Annotated in this window: 16 protein-coding genes and 1 pseudogene; 7 read left to right on the forward strand and 10 right to left on the reverse strand. The window is 73.7% G+C overall.

Annotated features, from left to right (window positions below; translation table 11 throughout):
• The first annotated feature begins 276 nt into the window (after positions 1-276).
• The 4 genes from ACH4EB_RS02110 to ACH4EB_RS02125 all read left to right on the forward strand — a co-directional run bounded on the left by ACH4EB_RS02110 (position 277) and on the right by ACH4EB_RS02125 (position 4,136).
• Positions 277-927, forward strand: coding sequence for a class I SAM-dependent methyltransferase (locus ACH4EB_RS02110; protein ID WP_398345315.1), 651 nt, complete (start codon positions 277-279; stop codon positions 925-927).
• A gap of 21 nt (positions 928-948) precedes the next feature.
• Complete coding sequence (locus tag ACH4EB_RS02115) at positions 949-1,908, forward strand: N-acetylmuramoyl-L-alanine amidase (RefSeq protein ID WP_398345316.1); 960 nt, start codon at positions 949-951, stop codon at positions 1,906-1,908.
• A 175-nt stretch (positions 1,909-2,083) separates the two neighbouring features.
• Positions 2,084-2,920: a DUF5336 domain-containing protein gene (locus ACH4EB_RS02120; protein WP_398345318.1), complete on the forward strand. Its 837-nt coding sequence runs from the start codon at positions 2,084-2,086 to the stop codon at positions 2,918-2,920.
• 205 nt (positions 2,921-3,125) lie between these two features.
• The gene (locus ACH4EB_RS02125; RefSeq protein WP_398345319.1) at positions 3,126-4,136 is read left to right on the forward strand and encodes an LLM class F420-dependent oxidoreductase; all 1,011 of its coding nucleotides are present in this window, start codon (positions 3,126-3,128) and stop codon (positions 4,134-4,136) included.
• A gap of 80 nt (positions 4,137-4,216) precedes the next feature.
• On the opposite strand, the gene ACH4EB_RS02130 is transcribed toward ACH4EB_RS02125, so the two are convergent.
• Entirely contained in the window at positions 4,217-5,008 is a 792-nt protein-coding gene (locus ACH4EB_RS02130) for a maleylpyruvate isomerase N-terminal domain-containing protein (RefSeq protein WP_398345729.1), read from the reverse strand.
• Positions 5,009-5,127: 119 nt separating this feature from the next.
• Between ACH4EB_RS02130 and ACH4EB_RS02135 the strand changes: the two genes are divergently transcribed.
• A complete protein-coding gene (locus tag ACH4EB_RS02135; RefSeq protein ID WP_398345320.1) occupies positions 5,128-5,427 on the forward strand; it encodes a hypothetical protein in 300 nt (99 codons plus the stop codon).
• A gap of 48 nt (positions 5,428-5,475) precedes the next feature.
• Here the strand turns inward: ACH4EB_RS02135 and ACH4EB_RS02140 are convergent, their stop codons facing one another.
• The 3 genes from ACH4EB_RS02140 to ACH4EB_RS02150 all read right to left on the reverse strand — a co-directional run bounded on the left by ACH4EB_RS02140 (position 5,476) and on the right by ACH4EB_RS02150 (position 8,823).
• Positions 5,476-6,546: a prenyltransferase gene (locus ACH4EB_RS02140; RefSeq protein WP_398345321.1), complete on the reverse strand. Its 1,071-nt coding sequence runs from the start codon at positions 6,544-6,546 to the stop codon at positions 5,476-5,478.
• Positions 6,543-7,307: a methyltransferase domain-containing protein gene (locus ACH4EB_RS02145; protein ID WP_398345322.1), complete on the reverse strand. Its 765-nt coding sequence runs from the start codon at positions 7,305-7,307 to the stop codon at positions 6,543-6,545. The genes ACH4EB_RS02140 and ACH4EB_RS02145 overlap by 4 nt, the downstream gene beginning before the upstream one ends.
• A gap of 103 nt (positions 7,308-7,410) precedes the next feature.
• Complete coding sequence (locus tag ACH4EB_RS02150) at positions 7,411-8,823, reverse strand: glycosyltransferase family 4 protein (RefSeq protein WP_398345324.1); 1,413 nt, start codon at positions 8,821-8,823, stop codon at positions 7,411-7,413.
• Between the two features lie 294 nt (positions 8,824-9,117).
• Between ACH4EB_RS02150 and ACH4EB_RS02155 the strand changes: the two genes are divergently transcribed.
• Together ACH4EB_RS02155 and ACH4EB_RS02160 are read left to right on the forward strand one after the other, a co-directional pair.
• On the forward strand, positions 9,118-9,750 hold the full coding sequence (locus ACH4EB_RS02155) for a TetR family transcriptional regulator (protein ID WP_398345325.1): 633 nt from the start codon (positions 9,118-9,120) through the stop codon (positions 9,748-9,750).
• 121 nt (positions 9,751-9,871) lie between these two features.
• Positions 9,872-10,462 (forward strand): annotated as a pseudogene (locus ACH4EB_RS02160) (DNA-binding response regulator); the annotation flags it as partial.
• Here ACH4EB_RS02160 and ACH4EB_RS02165 read toward each other — a convergent pair.
• The 6 genes from ACH4EB_RS02165 to ACH4EB_RS02190 all read right to left on the reverse strand — a co-directional run bounded on the left by ACH4EB_RS02165 (position 10,388) and on the right by ACH4EB_RS02190 (position 18,988).
• Positions 10,388-12,271, reverse strand: a complete 1,884-nt coding sequence (locus ACH4EB_RS02165) for an ATP-binding cassette domain-containing protein (RefSeq protein ID WP_398345326.1) — start codon at positions 12,269-12,271, stop codon at positions 10,388-10,390. The pseudogene ACH4EB_RS02160 and the gene ACH4EB_RS02165 overlap by 75 nt on opposite strands.
• Positions 12,264-13,970: an ATP-binding cassette domain-containing protein gene (locus tag ACH4EB_RS02170; RefSeq protein ID WP_398345327.1), complete on the reverse strand. Its 1,707-nt coding sequence runs from the start codon at positions 13,968-13,970 to the stop codon at positions 12,264-12,266. Before ACH4EB_RS02170 ends, ACH4EB_RS02165 begins: the two co-directional genes overlap by 8 nt.
• A gap of 119 nt (positions 13,971-14,089) precedes the next feature.
• Positions 14,090-14,206: a SapB/AmfS family lanthipeptide gene (locus ACH4EB_RS02175; protein WP_063726143.1), complete on the reverse strand. Its 117-nt coding sequence runs from the start codon at positions 14,204-14,206 to the stop codon at positions 14,090-14,092.
• 150 nt (positions 14,207-14,356) lie between these two features.
• Complete coding sequence (gene lanKC, locus ACH4EB_RS02180) at positions 14,357-17,026, reverse strand: class III lanthionine synthetase LanKC (RefSeq protein WP_398345328.1); 2,670 nt, start codon at positions 17,024-17,026, stop codon at positions 14,357-14,359.
• 184 nt (positions 17,027-17,210) lie between these two features.
• Entirely contained in the window at positions 17,211-17,528 is a 318-nt protein-coding gene (locus tag ACH4EB_RS02185; protein WP_398345329.1) for a ferredoxin, read from the reverse strand.
• Positions 17,529-17,536: 8 nt separating this feature from the next.
• A complete protein-coding gene (locus ACH4EB_RS02190) occupies positions 17,537-18,988 on the reverse strand; it encodes an aldehyde dehydrogenase (protein WP_398345330.1) in 1,452 nt (483 codons plus the stop codon).
• Positions 18,989-19,103: the final 115 nt, after the last annotated feature.

The following is a 19,103-nucleotide window of genomic DNA, read 5'->3' on the forward strand; positions in this document are numbered from 1 at the left end:
CCGGGCAGACTAGAACACGTTCCAAACTGACGATAGGTCAGGTGGGCCCCTTCTCGGGGCCGGCCGGGCAGGCCGGGAGGACGGCCGCACCCCCATTCCGCACGGGCGCCCGCACCGCCGCATTCCCCCCGGAATTCCACGGCCCATTCCCCGCCGCTCCACCGCCGAACCCCGCCGGACGACCGCCCGCCCGGCCCGCGCATTACCGGCACGTACGATCCGTCGTTATGAGTCACCGGCGTACTCCGGTGACCGTACGACAGAGGAGGAATCCCCATGGCCGCCGCGAACGCTCCCAAGCCGGAGATACTCGCCGCATTCGAGGCCGCAAAGGGTTTCATGCCGCTCGACGAAGGGCTGGCCCTTTACGAGGCCGCCGGTGAAGCGGCCGCACTGGGGCTGCCTCTGGTCGAGGTCGGCACCTATTGCGGCCGTTCCACGATTCTGCTCGCCGACGCCGCGCGCGCGGCGGGCGTGCCGGCCGTCACCGTCGACCACCACCGCGGCAGCGAGGAGCAGCAGCCGGGCTGGGAGTACCACGACCCGTCCGTGGTCGACCCCGAGGTGGGCCTGATGGACACCCTGCCCACCTTCCGCCGGACCCTGTACGCGGCCGGCCTGGAGGACCACGTCGTCGCAATGGTGGGCCGCTCCCCACAGCTCGCCGCGCTCTGGAACACCCCCGCCGGCCTGGTCTTCATCGACGGCGGCCACACCGACGAGCACGCCACCGCCGACTACGAGGGCTGGGCCCCGCACGTCGCGCCCGGCGGGCTGCTCGTCATCCACGACGTCTTCGCCGACCCGGCGGACGGCGGCCAGGCGCCGTACCGCGTCTACCGGCGCGCCCTGGAATCCGGCGCCTTCACCGAAATGTCGGTACACGGATCGCTGCACGTCCTGCGTCGCACCGGTGAAGGGCACTGATCCCCCCACTACGATCGCGATGTGTCGAACGGCCGTACATTCCCCCCGCGCCGCCGCTTCGGCGGCACCCTCGTCGTCGTCCTGGCCGCGCTGCTGGCCGCCTGTGCGGCGGGCTGGCTGATCTGGCGGTCCACGAGCGGGCACGGCGGTGACAAGCCGCCCAAGGCCCTGCCCGCGGCGAGCCCGGACTCCCCCGGTGGCGCGCCCGGCAAGGACGGCGCGGGCAGACCGGACGGCGGGGGCGCCGCGGGCGACCGGGGCCCGGACGGCAAGGGGGACGGGGCGGGGCCGGCCGGCCGCGCCGGGACCCGCCTCAAGGGCAAGGTCGTCCTCCTCGACCCCGGCCACAACCCCCACAACCGCGACCACCCCCGCGAGATCGCCCGCCAGGTGGACGTCGGCAACGCGCGCAAGGAGTGCGACACCACCGGCACCTCCACGAACGACGGCTATGCCGAGGCGTCCTTCACGCTGGACGTGGCGCGGCGCGCCCGTACCCTCCTCCAGGCCGAAGGGGCCGAGGTCGTCTTCACGCAGGACGGCGACCGCCCGTACGGCCCGTGCGTGGACGAGCGCGCCCGCGCCGGGAACGAGGCGAAGGCCGACGCCGCGGTGTCCGTGCACGCCGACGGGGCGGGCCGGGGCAACCGGGGGTTCCACGTGATTCTGCCCGCGCGCGTCACCGCGGGCGCGGCGGACACCTCCGCCATCGTGGGCCCCTCGCGGCAGCTCGGCGAGCGCCTGGCGGGCCGCTTCGTGGCGGCCACCGGGAGCGCGCCGGCCAATTACCTCGGCGGCGGTACCGGGCTGGTCGTACGGTCCGACCTCGGCGGTCTCAACCTCTCGGCCATTCCCAAGGTGTTCCTGGAGTGCGGCAATATGCGCGACCCGCAGGACGCCGCGCAATTGACCGATCCGCAATGGCGGGAAAAGGCGGCGCGTGGGATCGCCGAGGGCATTACGGGCTTCCTGACCCGGTAGCGGCCACTGCCGATACCGACTCGATACCTGACCGATACCGACAAGACGACCCACAGGATCCGGCGGTAGGTTCCCCCTTACGATGGGGGGCCACCCCGTGCCTCGCCACGCGCCCACCAGCGCATACGGCAGCGACAGCGAAGACAGAACACCGGAACCGACAAAGGACCCTTACGTGAACATCCGCTCCCTCACTAGAGGCGACGGCGTGGTGATCGGAGCAGCGGTGTTGCTGTTCATCGCCTCGTTTCTCGACATCAGCTCGTACGACGGATCCGACTGCACCGGCAGCTTCTGCCCGAAGATCACGTCCTCGAACGCCTGGGACTCGCTGTCCCTGCTGATGGGCATGTTCCTGGCGGGCGTGATCGCGGCCGCCCTGATCGTGGTGGCGCGCGCCCTGCCGCAGCCGCTGAAGGTCGCGGGCCTGGACCTCGGGCAGTTCGGCGTCGCATGGACCGTGTTCGTCGCCTGGCTGGCCTTCTGGACGACCATCAACAGCGGCAGCGCGGGCGCCGGTCTGATCCTCGGCCTGATCGCCGCGCTCGTGCTGGCCGGCGCGGCCGTGGCCACGCCGCTGGTACCGGCGCTGAAGGCCGGCCTCGTCCCGGCCCCGCGGCCGCAGACCCCGTCCCCGTACGGCGCGGCGCCCGGCCAGGGCTACGGCTATCCCGGCGCCCACCAGCAGCAGCCGGGCCACGGCGGGTACGGCTACCCGGGCGCCCCGCAGCCCGGCCAGGGCCAGCCGGGTCCGCAGTCGTACGGCGGGCAGCAGCCCGCGCCGGCCGCCGCGCAGCAGCCGGCGCCCGCGGCCGACTTCGCGCCGTTCTGGTTCGCGGTGCCGGTGGCGCGCCCGCTGTACGGCGAGGACGGCGCACCGACGCCGATCGCCGAACTGGCGCCCGGCACGTGGTATCTGGCCGTGGACCAGCGCGGTCAGGCGCTCATCGCGCAGACGCAGGACGGGCGCCGCGGCGTCCTCCAGGACACGACCGGCATCCAGCGCGGCTGACACCGGCCGCGCCGCCCCCGCCGTCCGGCCCCTCGCCCACCCGGGCGGGGGGCCGTCGCCGTTCCGCGGACGGGGTGACGCCACACCCGCTCTTCCCTTCCCCTCCCACCCCTCGTACAGTGCACCGACCGCACCTGAGGACCGGACCTGACGGGCCGTCAGTACGCCGCCGGCGTCCGGCAGGCCGCCACGGGAGGGCACCGTCATGCGACTCGGCCTGGCACTCGGCTACTGGGGACGCGGCCCCGACCCCCGGCACGTCGAACTCGCCCAGGAGGCCGAACGGCTGGGCTACGACTCCGTGTGGACCGCGGAGGCCTGGGGCTCGGACGCGTTCACCGCGCTCACCTGGATCGCCGCCCACACGTCCCGGATCAAGCTGGGCACCGCCGTCGCCCAGATGGCCGCCCGCACCCCCACCGCCACCGCCATGCAGGCCCTGACCCTGGACCACCTCTCCGGCGGCCGGACACTGCTCGGGCTCGGCCTGTCGGGGCCGCAGGTGGTCGAGGGCTGGTACGGCCGCCCGTTCCCGGCGAGCCCGCTCACCGCCACCCGCGAGTACGTGGACATCGTGCGCCAGGTGCTGCGCCGCGAAGCCCCGGTGGCCCTCGACGGCCGCTTCCACCCGCTCCCCTACCGCGGCCCCGGCAGCACCGGCCTCGGCAAGCCCCTCAAGCCCATCACCCACCCGCGCCGCGCCGGCCTCCCCGTCCTCCTCGGCGCCGAGGGCCCCAAGAACATCGCCCAGACCACGCGCATCGCCGACGGCTGGCTCCCGCTGTACTGGTCCCCGTACCGCACCGACGTGTACGCGGCCTCCCTCGCCGGCGCCCCCGAAGGCTTCCTCGTCGCCCCGATGGCCCGTGCCCAGGTCTGCGACGACGTGGCCGCGGGCCTGCTCCCGGTCAAGGCCATGCTCGCCTTCTACATCGGCGGCATGGGCCACACCTCCCGCAACTTCCACGCGGACCTGATGGCCCGCATGGGCCACGAGGAAGAGACCCGCCGCATCCAGGACCTCTTCCTCCAGGGCCGCCGCGACGAGGCCGTCCACGCCGTCCCCGACACCTTCGCCGACGAGATCTCCCTCATCGGCCCCCGCCCCCGCCTCGCCGCCCGCCTGACCTCCTGGCGCACGGGCCCGGTCACCGACCTCCTGATCACGGCCCCGGACCTGGAGACACTACGGGTACTGGCGGAGCTGAACACCTGACCCGGCAGGCCGGACACCCCGCTCGGATGAGCCTCTCCTCTCCACCACTGCTCCAGCCAGGTGCGCTTCCCGCCGCGCGCTCAGAACCGCGCTGCCTCCAGCCACTCCTCCAGGAAGGCCCGGTCGCCGGTTATCCGTACGCCGGGGGTGTCCGTCGGGAGGCGGCGGTAGTAGACGCGGAGGAGGTCGGCGAGGGGGGCCTGGAGGGTGACGGTGGCTTCTTCGGAGGAGTGGCGGTAGGTGAACGCGTCGCCGGTGAAGTCGAGGAGCCAGTCGGCGGGGGCGCCGGGCGGGGCGTCGGTGGCGTGGAGACGGAGGGTACGGCCGGTGCCGAGGAGGCGGTTGGCCGGGTGGTCGGGCATGAGGCGGGGGACCAGGCAGATCAGTTGGGTCCACTCCTCGACGGTGTCGGCGGCCACCTCGGGGTCGAGGCTGAAGGCGGCACCCGTCGTCGCCGCCGCGTCCGCCCGGTGGACGGCCGTCTCGTGGACCATCCGCCGGGCCCAGAAACCGGACGGCTGGTCCGGCGCCCAGGTCCAGATCCGGGCGTCGGGGCCCACTTCCCGCAGCGCCTCGACGACGCGCCGCGCGCCGTCCGCCAGCCAGGCGTCCAGGGCCGCCGGGTCGCTGCCCGTGGGGCCCTTGTGGTTCGGCGTCGCTTCGTGCGGCACCATTTCGGTGGCCCTGGTCCGTACGACCGTGTCCACCCAGCGGTACGCGCCGCCGACATGGCGCAGGAGGTCTTCCAGGGTCCATTCCGGGCAGGTCGGTACGGTCGCCTTCAGGTCGGCGCCGCGGACGGTCTGCCGGAGCAGGTCGGTCTGGGCGAGGACTTCGGCACAGTAACGGTCGTGGTCGAGTGTTCCGGTCATGGTCGTCATGGGTCGCACAGTAACGGGTGCAGGGAACGGACGGCTTCCGGGTTTCCGGTGAACGACGCGGGTCCGCGCGGGAGTTGTTTATGACGCACTCATGCGGCTACCCGGGCACCATGCCCAGGAGACACCGGTACGGAAGCAGCCACGCGGCCACGGCCGTCACCGTCATCGCGGACCTCACGGCCGTCATCCTCGGCCTGTGGATCGCGATGTACCTGCTCGACGCGAACCACGCCAACGACTTGGTGCACTTCGTCCAGGGCGCGGCGCGGTGGCTGGCGGGCTGGTCCTACAACCTCTTCACCTTCGACACGGACTGGCTGCGGACGCTGCTGAACTACGGGCTGCCGGCCATCGTGTACCTGGTCGTGGGGCACGCGCTGGCGGCCCGTATCCGGCGTATCGAGCACTGAGGGACCGAACTGGGGGACCGAGGGGCGGGGCGGCGGCGCCCCACCCCGTCAGCGGCAGCAGTCCGGGTCCAGCCCCGTCGGCAGGCGCTCACCGCCGAAGACGGCCGTGGTCGCCTCGTCCCCGCCCAGCGCGGCCACGGCGAGCAGCATCGAGCCCGCCGTCCAGGACGTCTGCTCCTCGGGCCAGACCGCGTCGTCGTCGAAGACGTAGCCGGTCCAGTACATGCCGTTGTCGGCGCGCAGATGCTGGACCCACTTGAGGATCTGCACGGCGCGGTCGGACTCGCCCATCACCCAGAGCGTCAGGGCCAGTTCGGCGCTCTCGCCGCCGGTGACCCATGGATTGGGCAGGACGCAGCGCACGCCGAGGCCGGGGACGACGAAGTCCTCCCAGGCGGACTCGATGCGGTCCTTGGCGGCGGTGCCGCGCAGGGCGCCGCCGAGGACCGGGTAGTACCAGTCCATCGAGTAGCGCGCCTTGTCGAGGAAGCGTTCCGGGTGGTGCTGGATGGCGTGGCCGAGGCGGCCGAGGGCCAGTTCCCAGTCGGGCTGGGGTTCCTCGCGCTGGTCGGCGATGGCCAGGGCGCAGCGCAGCGCCTGGTAGATGGAGGAGGAGCCGGTGAGCAGGGCGTCGGTGACGGGGGTTCCGTCGTCCTCGCGCTTCCAGCCGATCTCGCCGCCGGGCTGCTGGAGTTCCAGCACGAACTCCACGGCCGCGTAGACGGCGGGCCACATGCGGTCCACGAAGGTGTCGTCGCCGGTGGACAGGTAGTGGTGCCAGACGCCGACGGCCAGGTACGCGCAGAAGTTGGTCTCCCGGCCGCGGTCGGTGGGGGCGGCGGCGTCCCCGTCGGCGTACGCCGCGTACCAGGAGCCGTCCGGGTTCTGGTGCCGGGCCAGCCAGTCGTACGCGGCCTCGGCGCGCTCGTGCTCGCCGGCCGCGTCCAGGGCCATGGCGGCCTCGGTGTGGTCCCACGGGTCGAGGTGGTGGCCGCGGAACCACGGGATCGCGCCGTCCTCGCGCTGGGCCGCCAGGATGCCGGCGACCGTGCGGGCCGCTTGTCCGGCGGTCAGCACCCCCGGCAGGACCAGGCGTTCGGTACGTCCTGGTGTCGTCACTTGGCGGCCCCGGCGGCGGACTCGTCGGTGGCGGCGGCCCGCGCCGGCAGATGCGGCTTGGTGGCGTACGCGACGAAGCTCTTGCCGATGACCGGGTTGAGCACCTGCTCGGCCAGCCGCGTGGCCAGCGGCTTCTTCATGATGTCCCAGACCAGCAGCTTGTGGTACGCCTTGACGGGCAGCGCCTGGTCGTTGTCGACGCCGAAGGCGCACTTGAGCCACCAGTAGGGACTGTGCAGCCCGTGCGCGTGGTGGGTGCCGTACGGCTTCAGGCCCGCCTCGCGCATCCGGCCGAGGAGTTCGTCGGCCTTGTAGATGCGGATGTGGCCGCCCTCGACCTCGTGGTATTCGTCGCTGAGCGCCCAGCAGACCTTCTCCGGGCCGTAGCGCGGCACGGTCACCGCGATCCGCCCGCCGGGCCGCAGCACCCGCACCATCTCGGCGAGCACCCCTTTGTCGTCGGGGATGTGCTCCATGACCTCGGAGATGATGACGACGTCGAAGCTCTCGTCGGGGAACGGCAGGGCCAGCGCGTCGCCCTCCATGGCGGTGGCGGTGGCCCCCGCCGGGGCCTCCCCGGCCTCCTTCATCGCGGCGAACCACTTGGCGACCTCGCGGATCTCCTCGGCGTTCTGGTCGAGCGCCACGACCTGCGCGCCGCGCCGGTAGCACTCGAAGGCGTGCCGGCCCGCGCCGCAGCCCAGGTCCAGGACACGGTCGCCCGGTGCCAGCGGGAATCGGGAAAAGTCGACGGTCAGCAAGGGCTCTCTGCTTTCGTCCTGGGGTCGCGGGCGGGCCGGGCCCGACGGCGGTGGGTCTTGGCGGTGGTCGTGGCAGGGGTGGTCGGTGCCCGGCCGGGCCGCATCAGGCGCGGCCGGCGGGGGACGGGGCGGGCGCGGTGGTGCGGGCGGTCCGGGCGGCACGCCCGCGCGGGTGGTGCAGGGCGATGGCCTCCCGGTAGCGCTCGGCGGTACCGATGGCGGCCTGACGCCAGGTGAAGCGGGCGAGGACGCGTTCGCGGCCGGCGGCGCCGAGCCGGCGGCGCAGGGCGTCGTCGTCCAGCAGCCGGGTCAGCCCGGCGGCCAGCGCGTCCGCGTCGCCCGGCGGTACGGACAGGCAGGTCTCGCCGTCCGGTCCGGAGACCTCGGGGATGGCGCCGCCGGTGGTGGCCAGCAGCGGCGTACCGGTGGCCATGGCTTCGGCGGCGGGCAGCGAGAAGCCTTCGTAGAGGGAGGGGACGCAGGCGACCTGGGCGCCGCGGACCAGGTCGACGAGTTCGGCGTCGCTGATGCCCTTGACGAACTCGATCGCGTCGCCGAGGCCGTGCCGTTCGATGGCGGAAGCCACCGGCCCGTCGTCGGCGCGCCTGCCGACGACCACCAGGTGGGCCCGCGGGTTGCCGGCCCGGACCTTGGCCAGCGCCTCGACGAGGTGGACGAGGCCCTTGAGGGGGACGTCGGCGCTGGAGGTGGTGACGATGCGGCCGGGGATCTCGGGCACCGACGGGTCGGGCGAGAAGAGATCGGTGTCGGCGCCGATGTGCACGACGTGGATCCGGCCGTCCCGTACGCCGAGGTGGTCGACGATCTCCTGGCGGGAGGAGCCGGAGACGGTCAGCACCGACGGCAGGCGGCGGGCGACGCGCTTCTGCATCCGGGTGAAGCCGTACCAGCGGCGCACCGAGGCGCGGCGCTTCCAGCCCGCGGCGGCGTCCAGGTCGAGCTGCCGGTCGACGGTGATGGGGTGGTGGATGGTGGTGACCAGGGGCGCGCCGAGGTCGCCGAGCAGGCCGTAGCCGAGGGTCTGGTTGTCGTGCACGACGTCGAAGTCGCCGCGGCGGGCGGCGAGGTGACGGCGGGCGCGCAGGGAGAAGGTGAGCGGCTCGGGGAAGCCGCCGGTCCACATCGTGCCGACCTCGACGGCGTCGATCCAGTCCCGGTACTCGTCGCGCTTCGGCGTACGGAAGGGGTCGGGCTGCCGGTAGAGGTCGAGGCTGGGCAGTTCGGTGAGGGTGACCGCGCCCCCGGAGCCGGCCCGGGAGGGGTCCACGTGGTCCAGGACCGGGTAGGGCTGGGCGCCGATCACTTCCACGGTGTGGCCGAGGCGGGCCAGTTCGCGGGAGAGGTGGCGGACGTAGACGCCCTGGCCGCCGCAGAACGGGTTGCCCTTGTAGGTCAGCAGGGCGATGCGCAGGGGGCGGTCACCGTCCGGCCCTGCGGAGGCGGCGGGGGCCTCGGCGGGGTGCGGCGCGGCTGCCTGGACGGCCTCGGCGGACACTCTCGGCCCCCTTCTCGCTGGACTTTCGCCGGAGCGTAACCGCTGGCGCTAATCTAGAACAAGTTTCAGTACGGTTCGGCCGCGGCCGGCCGGCGGCCGGTGCGCGGCATCCGCGGGCCGCGACGGCCGGCGGGCTACTGATCAGTTCAAGGAGCCTCGAATCTACCGGCCGGAAACCCGGCGGAAAGAGCCGCACCAGGTGATTCGCGCCACCACCCGCGCCCCTGCCATGCTGTGCCGATCGCATGACCGGTACGTACCGCACCGCGGACGGACTGTCACGGAATGGGACATATGACTACGGACTCCACAGCGGCCGGAGCGGCGCTTCCCGCCAGTCCTCCCCTGACCGCGCGTCAGGAGGCCCGACGCCGCCGCATCCTGCACGCCAGCGCCCGGCTGGCCGGCCGGGGCGGGTTCGACGCCGTACAGATGCGCGAGGTCGCCGAGTCGTCCGACGTGGCGCTCGGCACCCTCTACCGGTACTTCCCGTCCAAGGTGCACCTGCTCGTGGCGACCATGCAGGACCAGCTCCAGCACATGCACGAGACGCTGCGCAAGCGCCCGCCGACGGAGCGGGAGCCGGGCGCGCGGGTCGCCCAGACCCTGATGCGGGCCTTCCGGGCGCTCCAGCGCGAACCGCACCTGGCGGACGCCATGGTGCGCGCCCTGACGTTCGCCGACCGCTCGGTGAGCCCGGAGGTGGACACCGTCTCCCGGCTCACCACGGCGATCATCCTGGACGCGATGGGGCTGGACGGCGCGCCGACGCCGGAACAGCTCTCCGCCGTCCGGGTCATCGAGCACACCTGGCACTCGGCGCTGATCACCTGGCTCTCCGGGCGCGCCTCGATCGCTCAGGTGAAGATCGACATCGAGACGGTCTGCCGGCTCATCGATCTCACCGCGCCGCGGCGCGGCACCTGACGTAAAGGCTACGAACGGGTAACCCCTAACGCGGCGCATTCGGGGCGCGCGCAACCCCAACGCGCGCCCCCACGACCCTGCTTGGCCAATTCTCCGGGTCCATGACAGTGGCATTGCCGGTATGAATTCCGGGTACTCGCAACGGTGCCGGTACACGGGGGTCTGGAGGGGGACTGCAGTGATCCGGGTGTTACTCGTGCATGACATTTGTCTGTTCCGGTGGGCATTGACAGAAGTTCTCGACCGGGAGAACGACATCGAAGTCTCCGCCGCCACCACCCGGGACGCGGCGGAACGGGTGCGCGCATTGCGCCCCGACGTCTGCGTGGTGGACGCGGAGAGCCCGGAGCCCACCGGGCACGGCATATGGCGCAAGTTATCCAGAATCCCGAAAGGGAAAGGCCCGGGGAAATCACCGGCCCTGCTGGTGCTGGGCTCCGCCCACCGGCCCGGCCCGCTGCGCCGGGCCTACGAGGCGGACGCCCTCGGCTACGTCGACAAGGAGGCCACACCGGTGCAGTTGACCACCGGGATACGGCAGGTGGCGGCGGGGAAACGGTTCATCGACGGGTCGCTGGGCTTCGGCTTCCTCCAGGCGGCCGACATACCGCTGACCCGCCGCGAGCTGAGCGTGCTGTCACTGGCCGCCGAGGGCTCCTCGGTCTCCGAGATCGCCGGCGTCCTGCATCTGTCGACCGGGACCGTGCGCAACTACATGTCCGCCATCACCCGCAAGACGGGAGCCCGCAACCGCGTCGACGCCATCCGCATCTCGCGCGGGGAGGGCTGGCTGTAACGGCGGGGCGGCCGGGACCGCGGCGGCCCTCCCCGGTTCCCCGTGCGCCCACCCGCCCGTCAATTCGCGGTAGAGCGCCGACCGCCGCAGCAGCTCGCCGTGCCGGCCCGTACGGACGTGCGTACCGTCCATCACCAGCACCCGGTCGGCCCGCAGCGCCGAGCTGATGCGGTGCGCGACGACGATCAGCGTGCCGCCGGGCCGGGCCGCGAAGGCACGCTCGGCGCGAGCCTCGGCCTCCGGGTCGAGGTGGCAGGTCGCCTCGTCGAGGACGACCAGCGGCGCCGGCGCGAGGTAGGCGCGCACCAGCGCGAGGAGCTGGCGCTCCCCCGCGGACAGTTCCGCGGGGGCGAGCGTGGCGTCCGGGCCGCCCAGCCGGGCCAGCAGCGCGTCCGCGCCCACCTCCGCGGCGGCGGCCCGGACGTCCGCGTCCGTGACCCGGCCGCCCGGACACAGGTAGAGCAGGTTCTCCCGCACGGTGCCGGAGAAGACGTACGCCTCCTGCGGTACGAGCACCCGGTCCGCGGTGGCGGGGCGGCGGACCTCGCCGCTGCCGGGCTCCAGCATGCCCGCGACCAGCGCGGCGAGGGTGGACTTGCCGATGCCGCTCGGCCCGACGACGGCCAGGTGCCCGCCGGCCGGCACGCTCAGGTCGAGGCCGCGCACGACCGGGTCGGCGTGCGGGCCGTACGCGAAGGTCACGCCGGTGAGTTCGACGGCGAGCCCGTCGCGCGGCGCGCGGTGCGGCCGGGCGTCCGCCGACCCGGTCGTCGGCTCGGCGGTGAGACGGCGCAGCACCACGCCCAGGCGGGTGCCGGCCGTACCCAGTCCGTGCATCAGACTCTGGAGCGCGGGCAGCAGCGACTGCGTGAGGTACGCCAGGGCGCCCACCAGCGCGCCGGGCGTCACCCCGCGGTCGAGCAGCCAGGGCGCGGCGAGCAGCAGCAGGACGATGGGCAGCCGGCCGCTGAGCCCGAGGGCGAGCACCCGGCACACGCTCCAGCGGGCCAGGGCGCCGGACGCCCGCAGTTCGGTGTCGAAGCGCTCGCCCGCCGCGGCCGCCACGGTCCGCTCGGCGCCGGCCGCGGTGATGTCGCGCAGTCCGCCGACCGCCGTACCGGTCTCCGCGGCGATGGCCTCGTCCGCCGCGAGGAACGTCTCCTGCCGGCGCGCCATCGGCCGCAGCGCCCCGGCGAACAGCGCCAGGCCGAGCACCAGCGGCGGCAGCACCAGCAGCAGCAGGACGGGGGCGAGCGAGCACAGCCCGACCAGCGCGCCGGCGGTGACGAAGACGAACGAGCGGGACACCAGCACCAGTCCGGCGAAGGTGTCGCGGGCGATCTCCACCTGATGGGTCAGCCGGGAGACCGCCGCGCCGTCGGGGGCGTACAGCCCGCGGGTGACGACCTTGCGCACCAGGGCGTCGCGCAGCGGTTCCACCAGGTCGGCCACGGCCCGGTAGACCCGTGCGGTGCCGTACGCGCCGGCGCCGACGCACAGCGCGGCGGCGGCCAGCCAGGCGACGCCGACGGCCGGGCTGCCGCGCAGGAACCCGTCGTCGAGGGCGCGCGCGAGCGCGAACCCGAACAGGAAGGTCTGCGCGGACTCGACCAGCGACCAGCCCGCGAGCCGGGCCAGGACAGCGCGCCGCCGCTTGAGGAAGCGCAGTCCGGACCGCCGCAGGGGGGCGCCCGGGACGACCCCCCGCTGCTGGGCTTCAGACATGCGCGGTCTCCTTCGGGGCCGTGGCGAACAGCGCCCGGTAGGCGGGGAGCTGCCACAGGTCGGCGTGCGGCGCAAGGGCGCGAATGCGCCCGTCGTCGAGCCAGGCCACCAGGTCGGCGCGGGCGGCGGTGGCGGCCCGGTGCGCGACGACGATCCGGGTGGTGGCCCGCACGTCGTGCAGCAGGGCGCGGGTGACGTTCAGCTCGGTGACGGTGTCCAGGCTGGACGTGGCGTCGTCGAGGATGAGCAGCCGCTCGGCGTGCGCGAAGGCCCGCGCCAGGCCGAGGCGCTGGGCCTCGCCGCCGGACAGCGGGGCGTTCGCGCACGGGGTCGCGTAACCGTCGGGCAGCCGGTGGATGAAGGGCGCGGCGCAGGCGGCTTCGGCGGCCGCCGTCACCTCCTCGCGCCCGGGGTCGTACGAGCCCAGGGCGACCGTGTCGCGGAGGGTGGCGCCGAGCAGCGCCGGGCGCTCGAAGGCGTAGCCGACCGCGCGGCGCAGCGCGTCGTGCGACAGGTCGGGCAGCGGTACGTCGTCGAGGGTGATCATGCCGGAGTCGGGGTCGGCCAGCCGTCCGGCGACCGCGGCCAGGACGGACTTGCCGGTGCCGGAGCGGCCGACGACGGCGACCGACGTGCCGCCGGGCACGGTCAGGTCCAGGCCGCGCAGCACGGTGCGGTCACCGCGCCGCACGGTGACCCCGTGCAGCTTCAGCGTGCCGCCCCCCGCGCCGAGTTGCCGCCTCCCGTAGGGCATCGCCGGGATCTCCAGGACCTCCGCGACGCGCCGGGCGGCGGCGCGGGCGTGCACCAGACTGTTCAGCCGGCCGACGAGCTGGCCGACCCCGGTGGCCAGCGCCGCGTACCGGGACGCGGCGAGCAGCGCGCCGACGGTCAGCGCGCCCTGTGAGAGCCGGACGCCCGCCGCGCACAGCACGGCGATCTGGAGCAGCGGTACGAGCATGGCGGCCTGCGCCGTGGACCGGCCCAGGACGTGCCACATGCGGTGGCCGTGCACGGCGAGGCCGGGCAGCGGGGCGAGGACACGGGCGGCCTCGCGGCGCTGGGTGCCGGCGGCGGCGATGGTGCGGGCCCCGCCGACCGCTTCGACGAGGCGGCCCGCCATGTCGCCCTGGCTCTCCTGGTACCGGCCGACGCAGTCACCGGTGTCGCGCGCGAAGGCGCGCAGCAGGAGGGCGAGCAGCGGCATGCCCAGGAGGAAGACGGCGGCGGTCCACACGTCCACCAGCGCGAGGGCGGCCAGCGCGCCGACCGGGGTGGCGACGGCGGCGAGCGAGGCGGCGAGGGCGGTGGGGGCGGTGCCGGCGTGGGTGGCGTTGCCGACGACGCGGGTGACCAGGTCCCCGGTCCCGTACCGCTCGGTGGCGCGCGGCCCGGCGGCGAGGAGGTGGTGGGTCAGGCGCCGCCGTACCCAGGCGGTGCCGCGGGCGTCGGTGGTGCCGGTGAGCAGTCCATCGAGGGCGTCCAGCAGGACGATCAGGCAGGTCAGGGCCGCGCAGGCGGTGAGCCAGCCGGTTGCGGGCCGCCGTTCGAGCAGCAGGTCGAGGGTGTGACCGAGGGCGGCGGGCAGGGCCAGGCCGAGTCCGGCCGAGGCGGCGGTGAGCAGCAGGAGCGCGGTGGCGCGCAGGGCGCTGTGGCGCAGGGCGCCGCCCAGCAGCCGGTCGGCGGGGGTCACGGTCACGGCCTCTCCCACGGGGTGTGCGTGCGGCCCGCGCAGGGGCCGCACGCACGTCCGGATCACACATCCCGGATCTGGGCTACCGGTTCAGGCGTTCCGGTAGCGGTGTCCGACCGGTCAGGTCAGAGACACAGGACGATGCTGGCCTCGCTCCAGCAGAGCAGCAGGCTGGCCTCGCTGCCGCCACCGCCGCCGCCGTGCTCCGGAGCGTCCATCGCCTGGAGGTCGAGAAGCGCCATGACACTTTCCTCTCACTATGGGGACGTTGTTGTGCTGGTGTTGCTGGTGTTGCTGGTGTTGCTGTGTTGCGGGTGTTGCTGCGGTGCCGGGTGGCGGGTCTCCCCGTGACACCCGGTGGTACGGCTCCGGCACGACGGCCGGGGCCGGCTCTAGGGCCGCCGGGCCTCCGGAGAGGGCGGTGGCGGGAGGAAGGGCAACTGGACGGGCCGGTCGTGCAGCGCGGCACCGAGGGCCAGCAGACAGCCCGCCGTACCGGTCGCCAGGTCCATCGACAGGCGCATCATCTGGTCGCCGGGGAAGGCGAGCTGCTTCCGGTAGGGCATGGCGTACCAGCTCAGGTACGAGATCTGGGCCGCCAGCTCACCGTCGAGGTCGGCGCCCGGCGTGGTCGTCCGCGCCAGGTGCAGGACACAGCCCGCGCGGCCGCGGAAGAGGCCGGGCTGCGCGTAGAAGCGGGACCTGGCGGCGGGCAGGATGGCGACCCGCGCCTCCTGGAACTCCTCGTCCGCCCGGTGCGCCAGGTAGTCGTCCAGGACGGCCGCGATGCCGACGCTGCCGCCGCCGAGGTACGGCAGCGTCCGCCACCCCTCGTCGACCACCAGGGCGCCGTTCTTGTTCCGTACGCAGCGGGCCAGGTCGCGCCGGAGCGCCTCGGCCGCGAGGTCGAGCAGGCCCGGGTCGCCGGTGGTCTCGTACAGCCGCAGGAAGAGCAGCGCGGGTCCGCTGGCGCCGCGCAGCAGGCCGGCCCGCTTTCCGCAGGCGTCGAGCCGTTCGGCGGTGTGCCCGGCGGCCTCCAGGGCCCGGTCGCGCAGCTCGCGTTCGCCGCTGGTGCGGGCGAGGTGGTCGAGCGCCAGGCCGACGCCGGCCAGACCGCCGTGCAGGTCGGGGGCGAGGCGGTGCCACTTCTCGGCGAGCACCCGCTCCATCAGCTCCCCGGCCCGCTCGGGGTGGCCCAGCCGGTCCAGGACGCAGGCGACGCCGGCCAGGCCGTCGTAGAAGCCCAGCGGGGTGCCGGGAGGAGGCGGGGCGGTCTGCCGCAACAACCACTCCTCGCCTTCCCCGTACCTCCCGGCACCGGTCTCGGCGAGCGCGTACAGGACGCCGGCGGCGCCGTACGCGATCCCCAGGCCGCCGCCGTCCGTGAACTGGGCGATGTCGCCGGGAAAGAGCCGGTCGGTGCGTTCGGGGGTGGCGGAGGCGAGGATGCCGGCGGCCATCGCGTCGCGACTGTGCGGCCAGTCGGCGGGCTCGGCGGGGAGGTAGGGCGTGGAGCCGGTGCGCCGCTTCGCGGGCGGGGCCGCCGTCGCGGGGGCGGCCGGTGCCGGTTCCGGCGCGGCCGGTGCCGTCTGCGCGGCCGGGTCCTGCGCGGTCCCCTGGATCACGGCCACCGCCTCGGCCAGGAACTCCGCCGGTACGTCGGGAAATTCGTGCGCCACGATCTCGGCGAGGTGCGCGGCCTTGTCCCGGTCGATCACCAGCAGGGTGGTCATCGGCAGGAACAGCGCGAGCCGCAGGCAGGCGAGGGCGTACCGGTCCACCGCGAAGCCGGTGCGGTCGGCCGGGGCGATGAAGCCGGGGTGGGCCAGCGTCTGCCGCTGTGCCGCGCCGGCCTCCGCGGCCGCCTCGAAGTCCAGGAGCCGCACGCCGCTTTCGTCGGGCGCGACCATGATGTTGAACATGTGCAGGTCGTTGAAGACGACGCCGCGCCGGTGCACGGCGGCCACCACGTCCTCGACCGCGGCGTGGATGCCCAGCGCCCACCGCGTGTAGTCGGCCAGCGCGGACGGCTCCGGCGCGGCCCCGATCAGCGGATGCCGTTCGGCGAAGAACGAGTTGAGGGTGCGCCCCTCCAGGAAGTCCATGACCAGGAAGCGGTGGTCGTCCAGGGTGAACCAGTCGCGGACCTCCGGCGCGACACCGAGCCCGGACAGCTTCTCCAGTGCGGCCCGTTCGCGCTCCAGGCGGGTGACGGCGTCGGCGCGGTCGGCGGCCAGTCCGGCGTGCGGGCGGGCCTCCTTGAGCACCACCTTGTCGCCGGTGCGCCGGTCACGGCCGAGGTAGACACCGCCGCCGTTGGAGAAGTGCAGTGCCGACTCGATCTGGTACGGCAGGTCGGTGACGGTGGTGGAGTTGCGGGCGGCGAGCTGCGGGGCGAGGAAGTCCGGCAGTTTCACCCACTCCGGCACCTGGAAGCGCGGCTCGCGCCGGTCGGGGACCAGCTTGCCCTCGGGGTTCTCGACGGCTCCGACCAGGCTGCCGTGCTCGTCGACGCAGTAGCGCCGGGTGAATCCGCCGTACCGCACGTAGAGCGGGCCGTCCTGCCAGCGCAGGTCGCTGAGGATGTACGGGCCCGGCTCGCCGGCCAGCAGCGCGCCCAGCTCCCGCAGGACGGTGTGCAGCTCCTCCTCGTCCGCGGGGTAGAGGGTGGCGAACTTGCCGCTGGAACCGCGGTCGGCGTACTTGGAGTTGCGCAGGTGCAGCGGGCGCGGCCCCGGCACGAACTTGAACGGGATCAGCCGGGCGACGCAGTAGTCCCACACCTGGGACGCCAGCTTCTCGGCGTTGTCGGTACAGGCCGAGACGTGGATCTTCCAGCCCTGTGCGGGCAGTCCGGGGCACGCCTGCCCCTCGGCGTCGACCGGGTTGACGTGGAGCCAGTCCCCGGAGAGGAAACACCGCCAGCCTTCGGGGACTGCGCGCTGCGCCGCTTCGTACAGGGGACCGCGGCCCGACGGGGCTTCGGTCCCGGCGGACAACCGGTCCGGGGTCTCGTAGAAGAATCTGTCGGCGAGACAGTAAACCTCGTACCGCTTGTCCATCGTCTCCCCCCTCGGCGGCGTGGCACCGAGATTTCCACGCCGCCGGGGAGCGTTAACAGTCGCAGATGTCACGAGGTAACCGTGAGAAGTTCACGGGTTACCGACGGTACGTACCGGTGGGTGCGGGGGCTCGTACCCGTACCGCCCAGCGGGAACGCCCGCGGCTCCGGTGGCCGGAAGCCGCTCACTCCTCGGGCGGGAAGACGGCCTCCCCCGTGGCGGCGAGCGTCACGGTGATCGCTTCGACGGGGCAGTTCTCGGCCGCCGCCAGCACGTCGTCGGACGCCTCGCACTCGGGCCGCACGGGGTGCGACTGGCGGGCCGAGTCCAGCTCGAAGCCGCCGGGCGCGGTGGCCGCGCACATACCGGAGCCGATGCACACGCCCCGGTCGACCGCCACGTGCCAGCGAGGCCCGGGACGCGCCTCCCCGGGCGCGCTCCCGCCGGCTCCGGCCGCGTCGCCCGCAGCGGCCCCGTCGTCCTTGTCGGCCGTACCGCTCATGTCGTCCCTCATCCCTCCGCCGGCAGGTGGATCATCTTGTGCTCCAGGTACGCGCCGAAGCCCTCGGGGCCGAACTCCCGCCCGATGCCGGAGTTCTTGTAGCCGCCGAAGGGGCCGAGCATGTCGATGCTGAAGGTGTTCACGGAGTACGTGCCGGTGCGCACCCGCCGTGCGACCTCGATACCGTGCTCGGTGTCCGCCGTCCACACCGAGCCGGACAGCCCGTAGTCGGAGTCGTTGGCGATCCGGATCGCGTCGGCCTCGCTCTCGTACGGCAGCAGGCAGATCACCGGACCGAAGATCTCCTCGCGGGCGATGCGCATCCCGTTGGACACGTCACCGAACAGGGTCGGCTCGACGTACCAGCCGGTCTCCAGGCCCTTCGGCCGCCCGCCGCCCGTGAGGACCTTGGCCCCCTCCCGCTGCCCGAGGGCGATGTACTCCAGCGACCGCCGCTGCTGGCGCCGGGCGACCAGCGGGCCGACCTCGGTCGCCGGGTCCAGCGGGTCGCCCACGCGCAGCGCGGACGCCGCGGCGGCGAAGCGTTCGGCGATCTCGTCGTAGCGCTCGCGCGGCGCCAGGATGCGCGACTGCGCGATGCACGCCTGCCCGTTGACCAGGTACGCGAACGGCACGATGCCGGCCACCGCGGCGTCCAGGTCGGCGTCCGGCAGGATGACGGCGGCCGACTTGCCGCCCAGTTCCAGCGTCACCCGCGTCAGGTTGCGCGCCGCGACCTCCATGACCCGCTTGCCCGCCGCGACCGACCCGGTGAAGGCCACCTTGTCCACGTCCGGGTGGCCGACCAGATACTCGCTCACCTCGCGGTCCGCCGGGAGGATGGACAGCACCCCCGGGGGCAGCCCGGCCTCGCTCGCGATGTCCGCCAGCAGGTAGGCGTCCAGCGGCGTCTCGGGCGACACCTTGAGCACCACCGAGCAGCCGGCCAGCAGCGCCGGCGCCAGCTTGGCCGCCGCGGTGAACTGCGGCACGTTCCACGGCACCACGGCCGCCACCACGCCGACCGGCTCGCGCCGCACCAGCAGCGGCCCGAGCGCCCCGGCCCGGCGCTCCTCGAACGGGAAGCCGCGGGCGACGGTGACGGCCGCGTCCCACGCCATCATCGCGGCCAGCGCCTGCACCATCACACCGGAGGTGTACGGGGTGCCGTTCTCGGCGCTGATGACCCGGGCGATCTCCTCGCTCCGTACGGCGAAGGCGTCCTTGATGCGCGTGACCACCGCGATCCGCTCCGCGAGCGGTGTGTCCGCCCACACCCCGGAGTCGAAGGCGGCGCGGGCCGCGGAGACGGCGCGGTCCACGTCGGTCCGCGAGGCGTGCGGCACCCGGCCGATGACCTGCTCGGTGTGCGGCGAGACCACCTCGATGGTGCCGCCGCCGGCCGGGTCGGCGAACTCGCCGCCTATGTAGAGCTGTTCGTACTCGACGAGTGCGCTCATGGCTGCCGCCTCCTGCGGGTCGACCGGTGGAGTGCGAACGTACGGAAAGTTTCTGACGCCGCATCAGGACTGATACCAGTTCTAGTTATGCTGGGCAATGCCCGGCACAGGGGCG

This window comes from Streptomyces sp. NPDC018045 (assembly GCF_044327445.1).
Classification (GTDB): domain Bacteria; phylum Actinomycetota; class Actinomycetes; order Streptomycetales; family Streptomycetaceae; genus Streptomyces.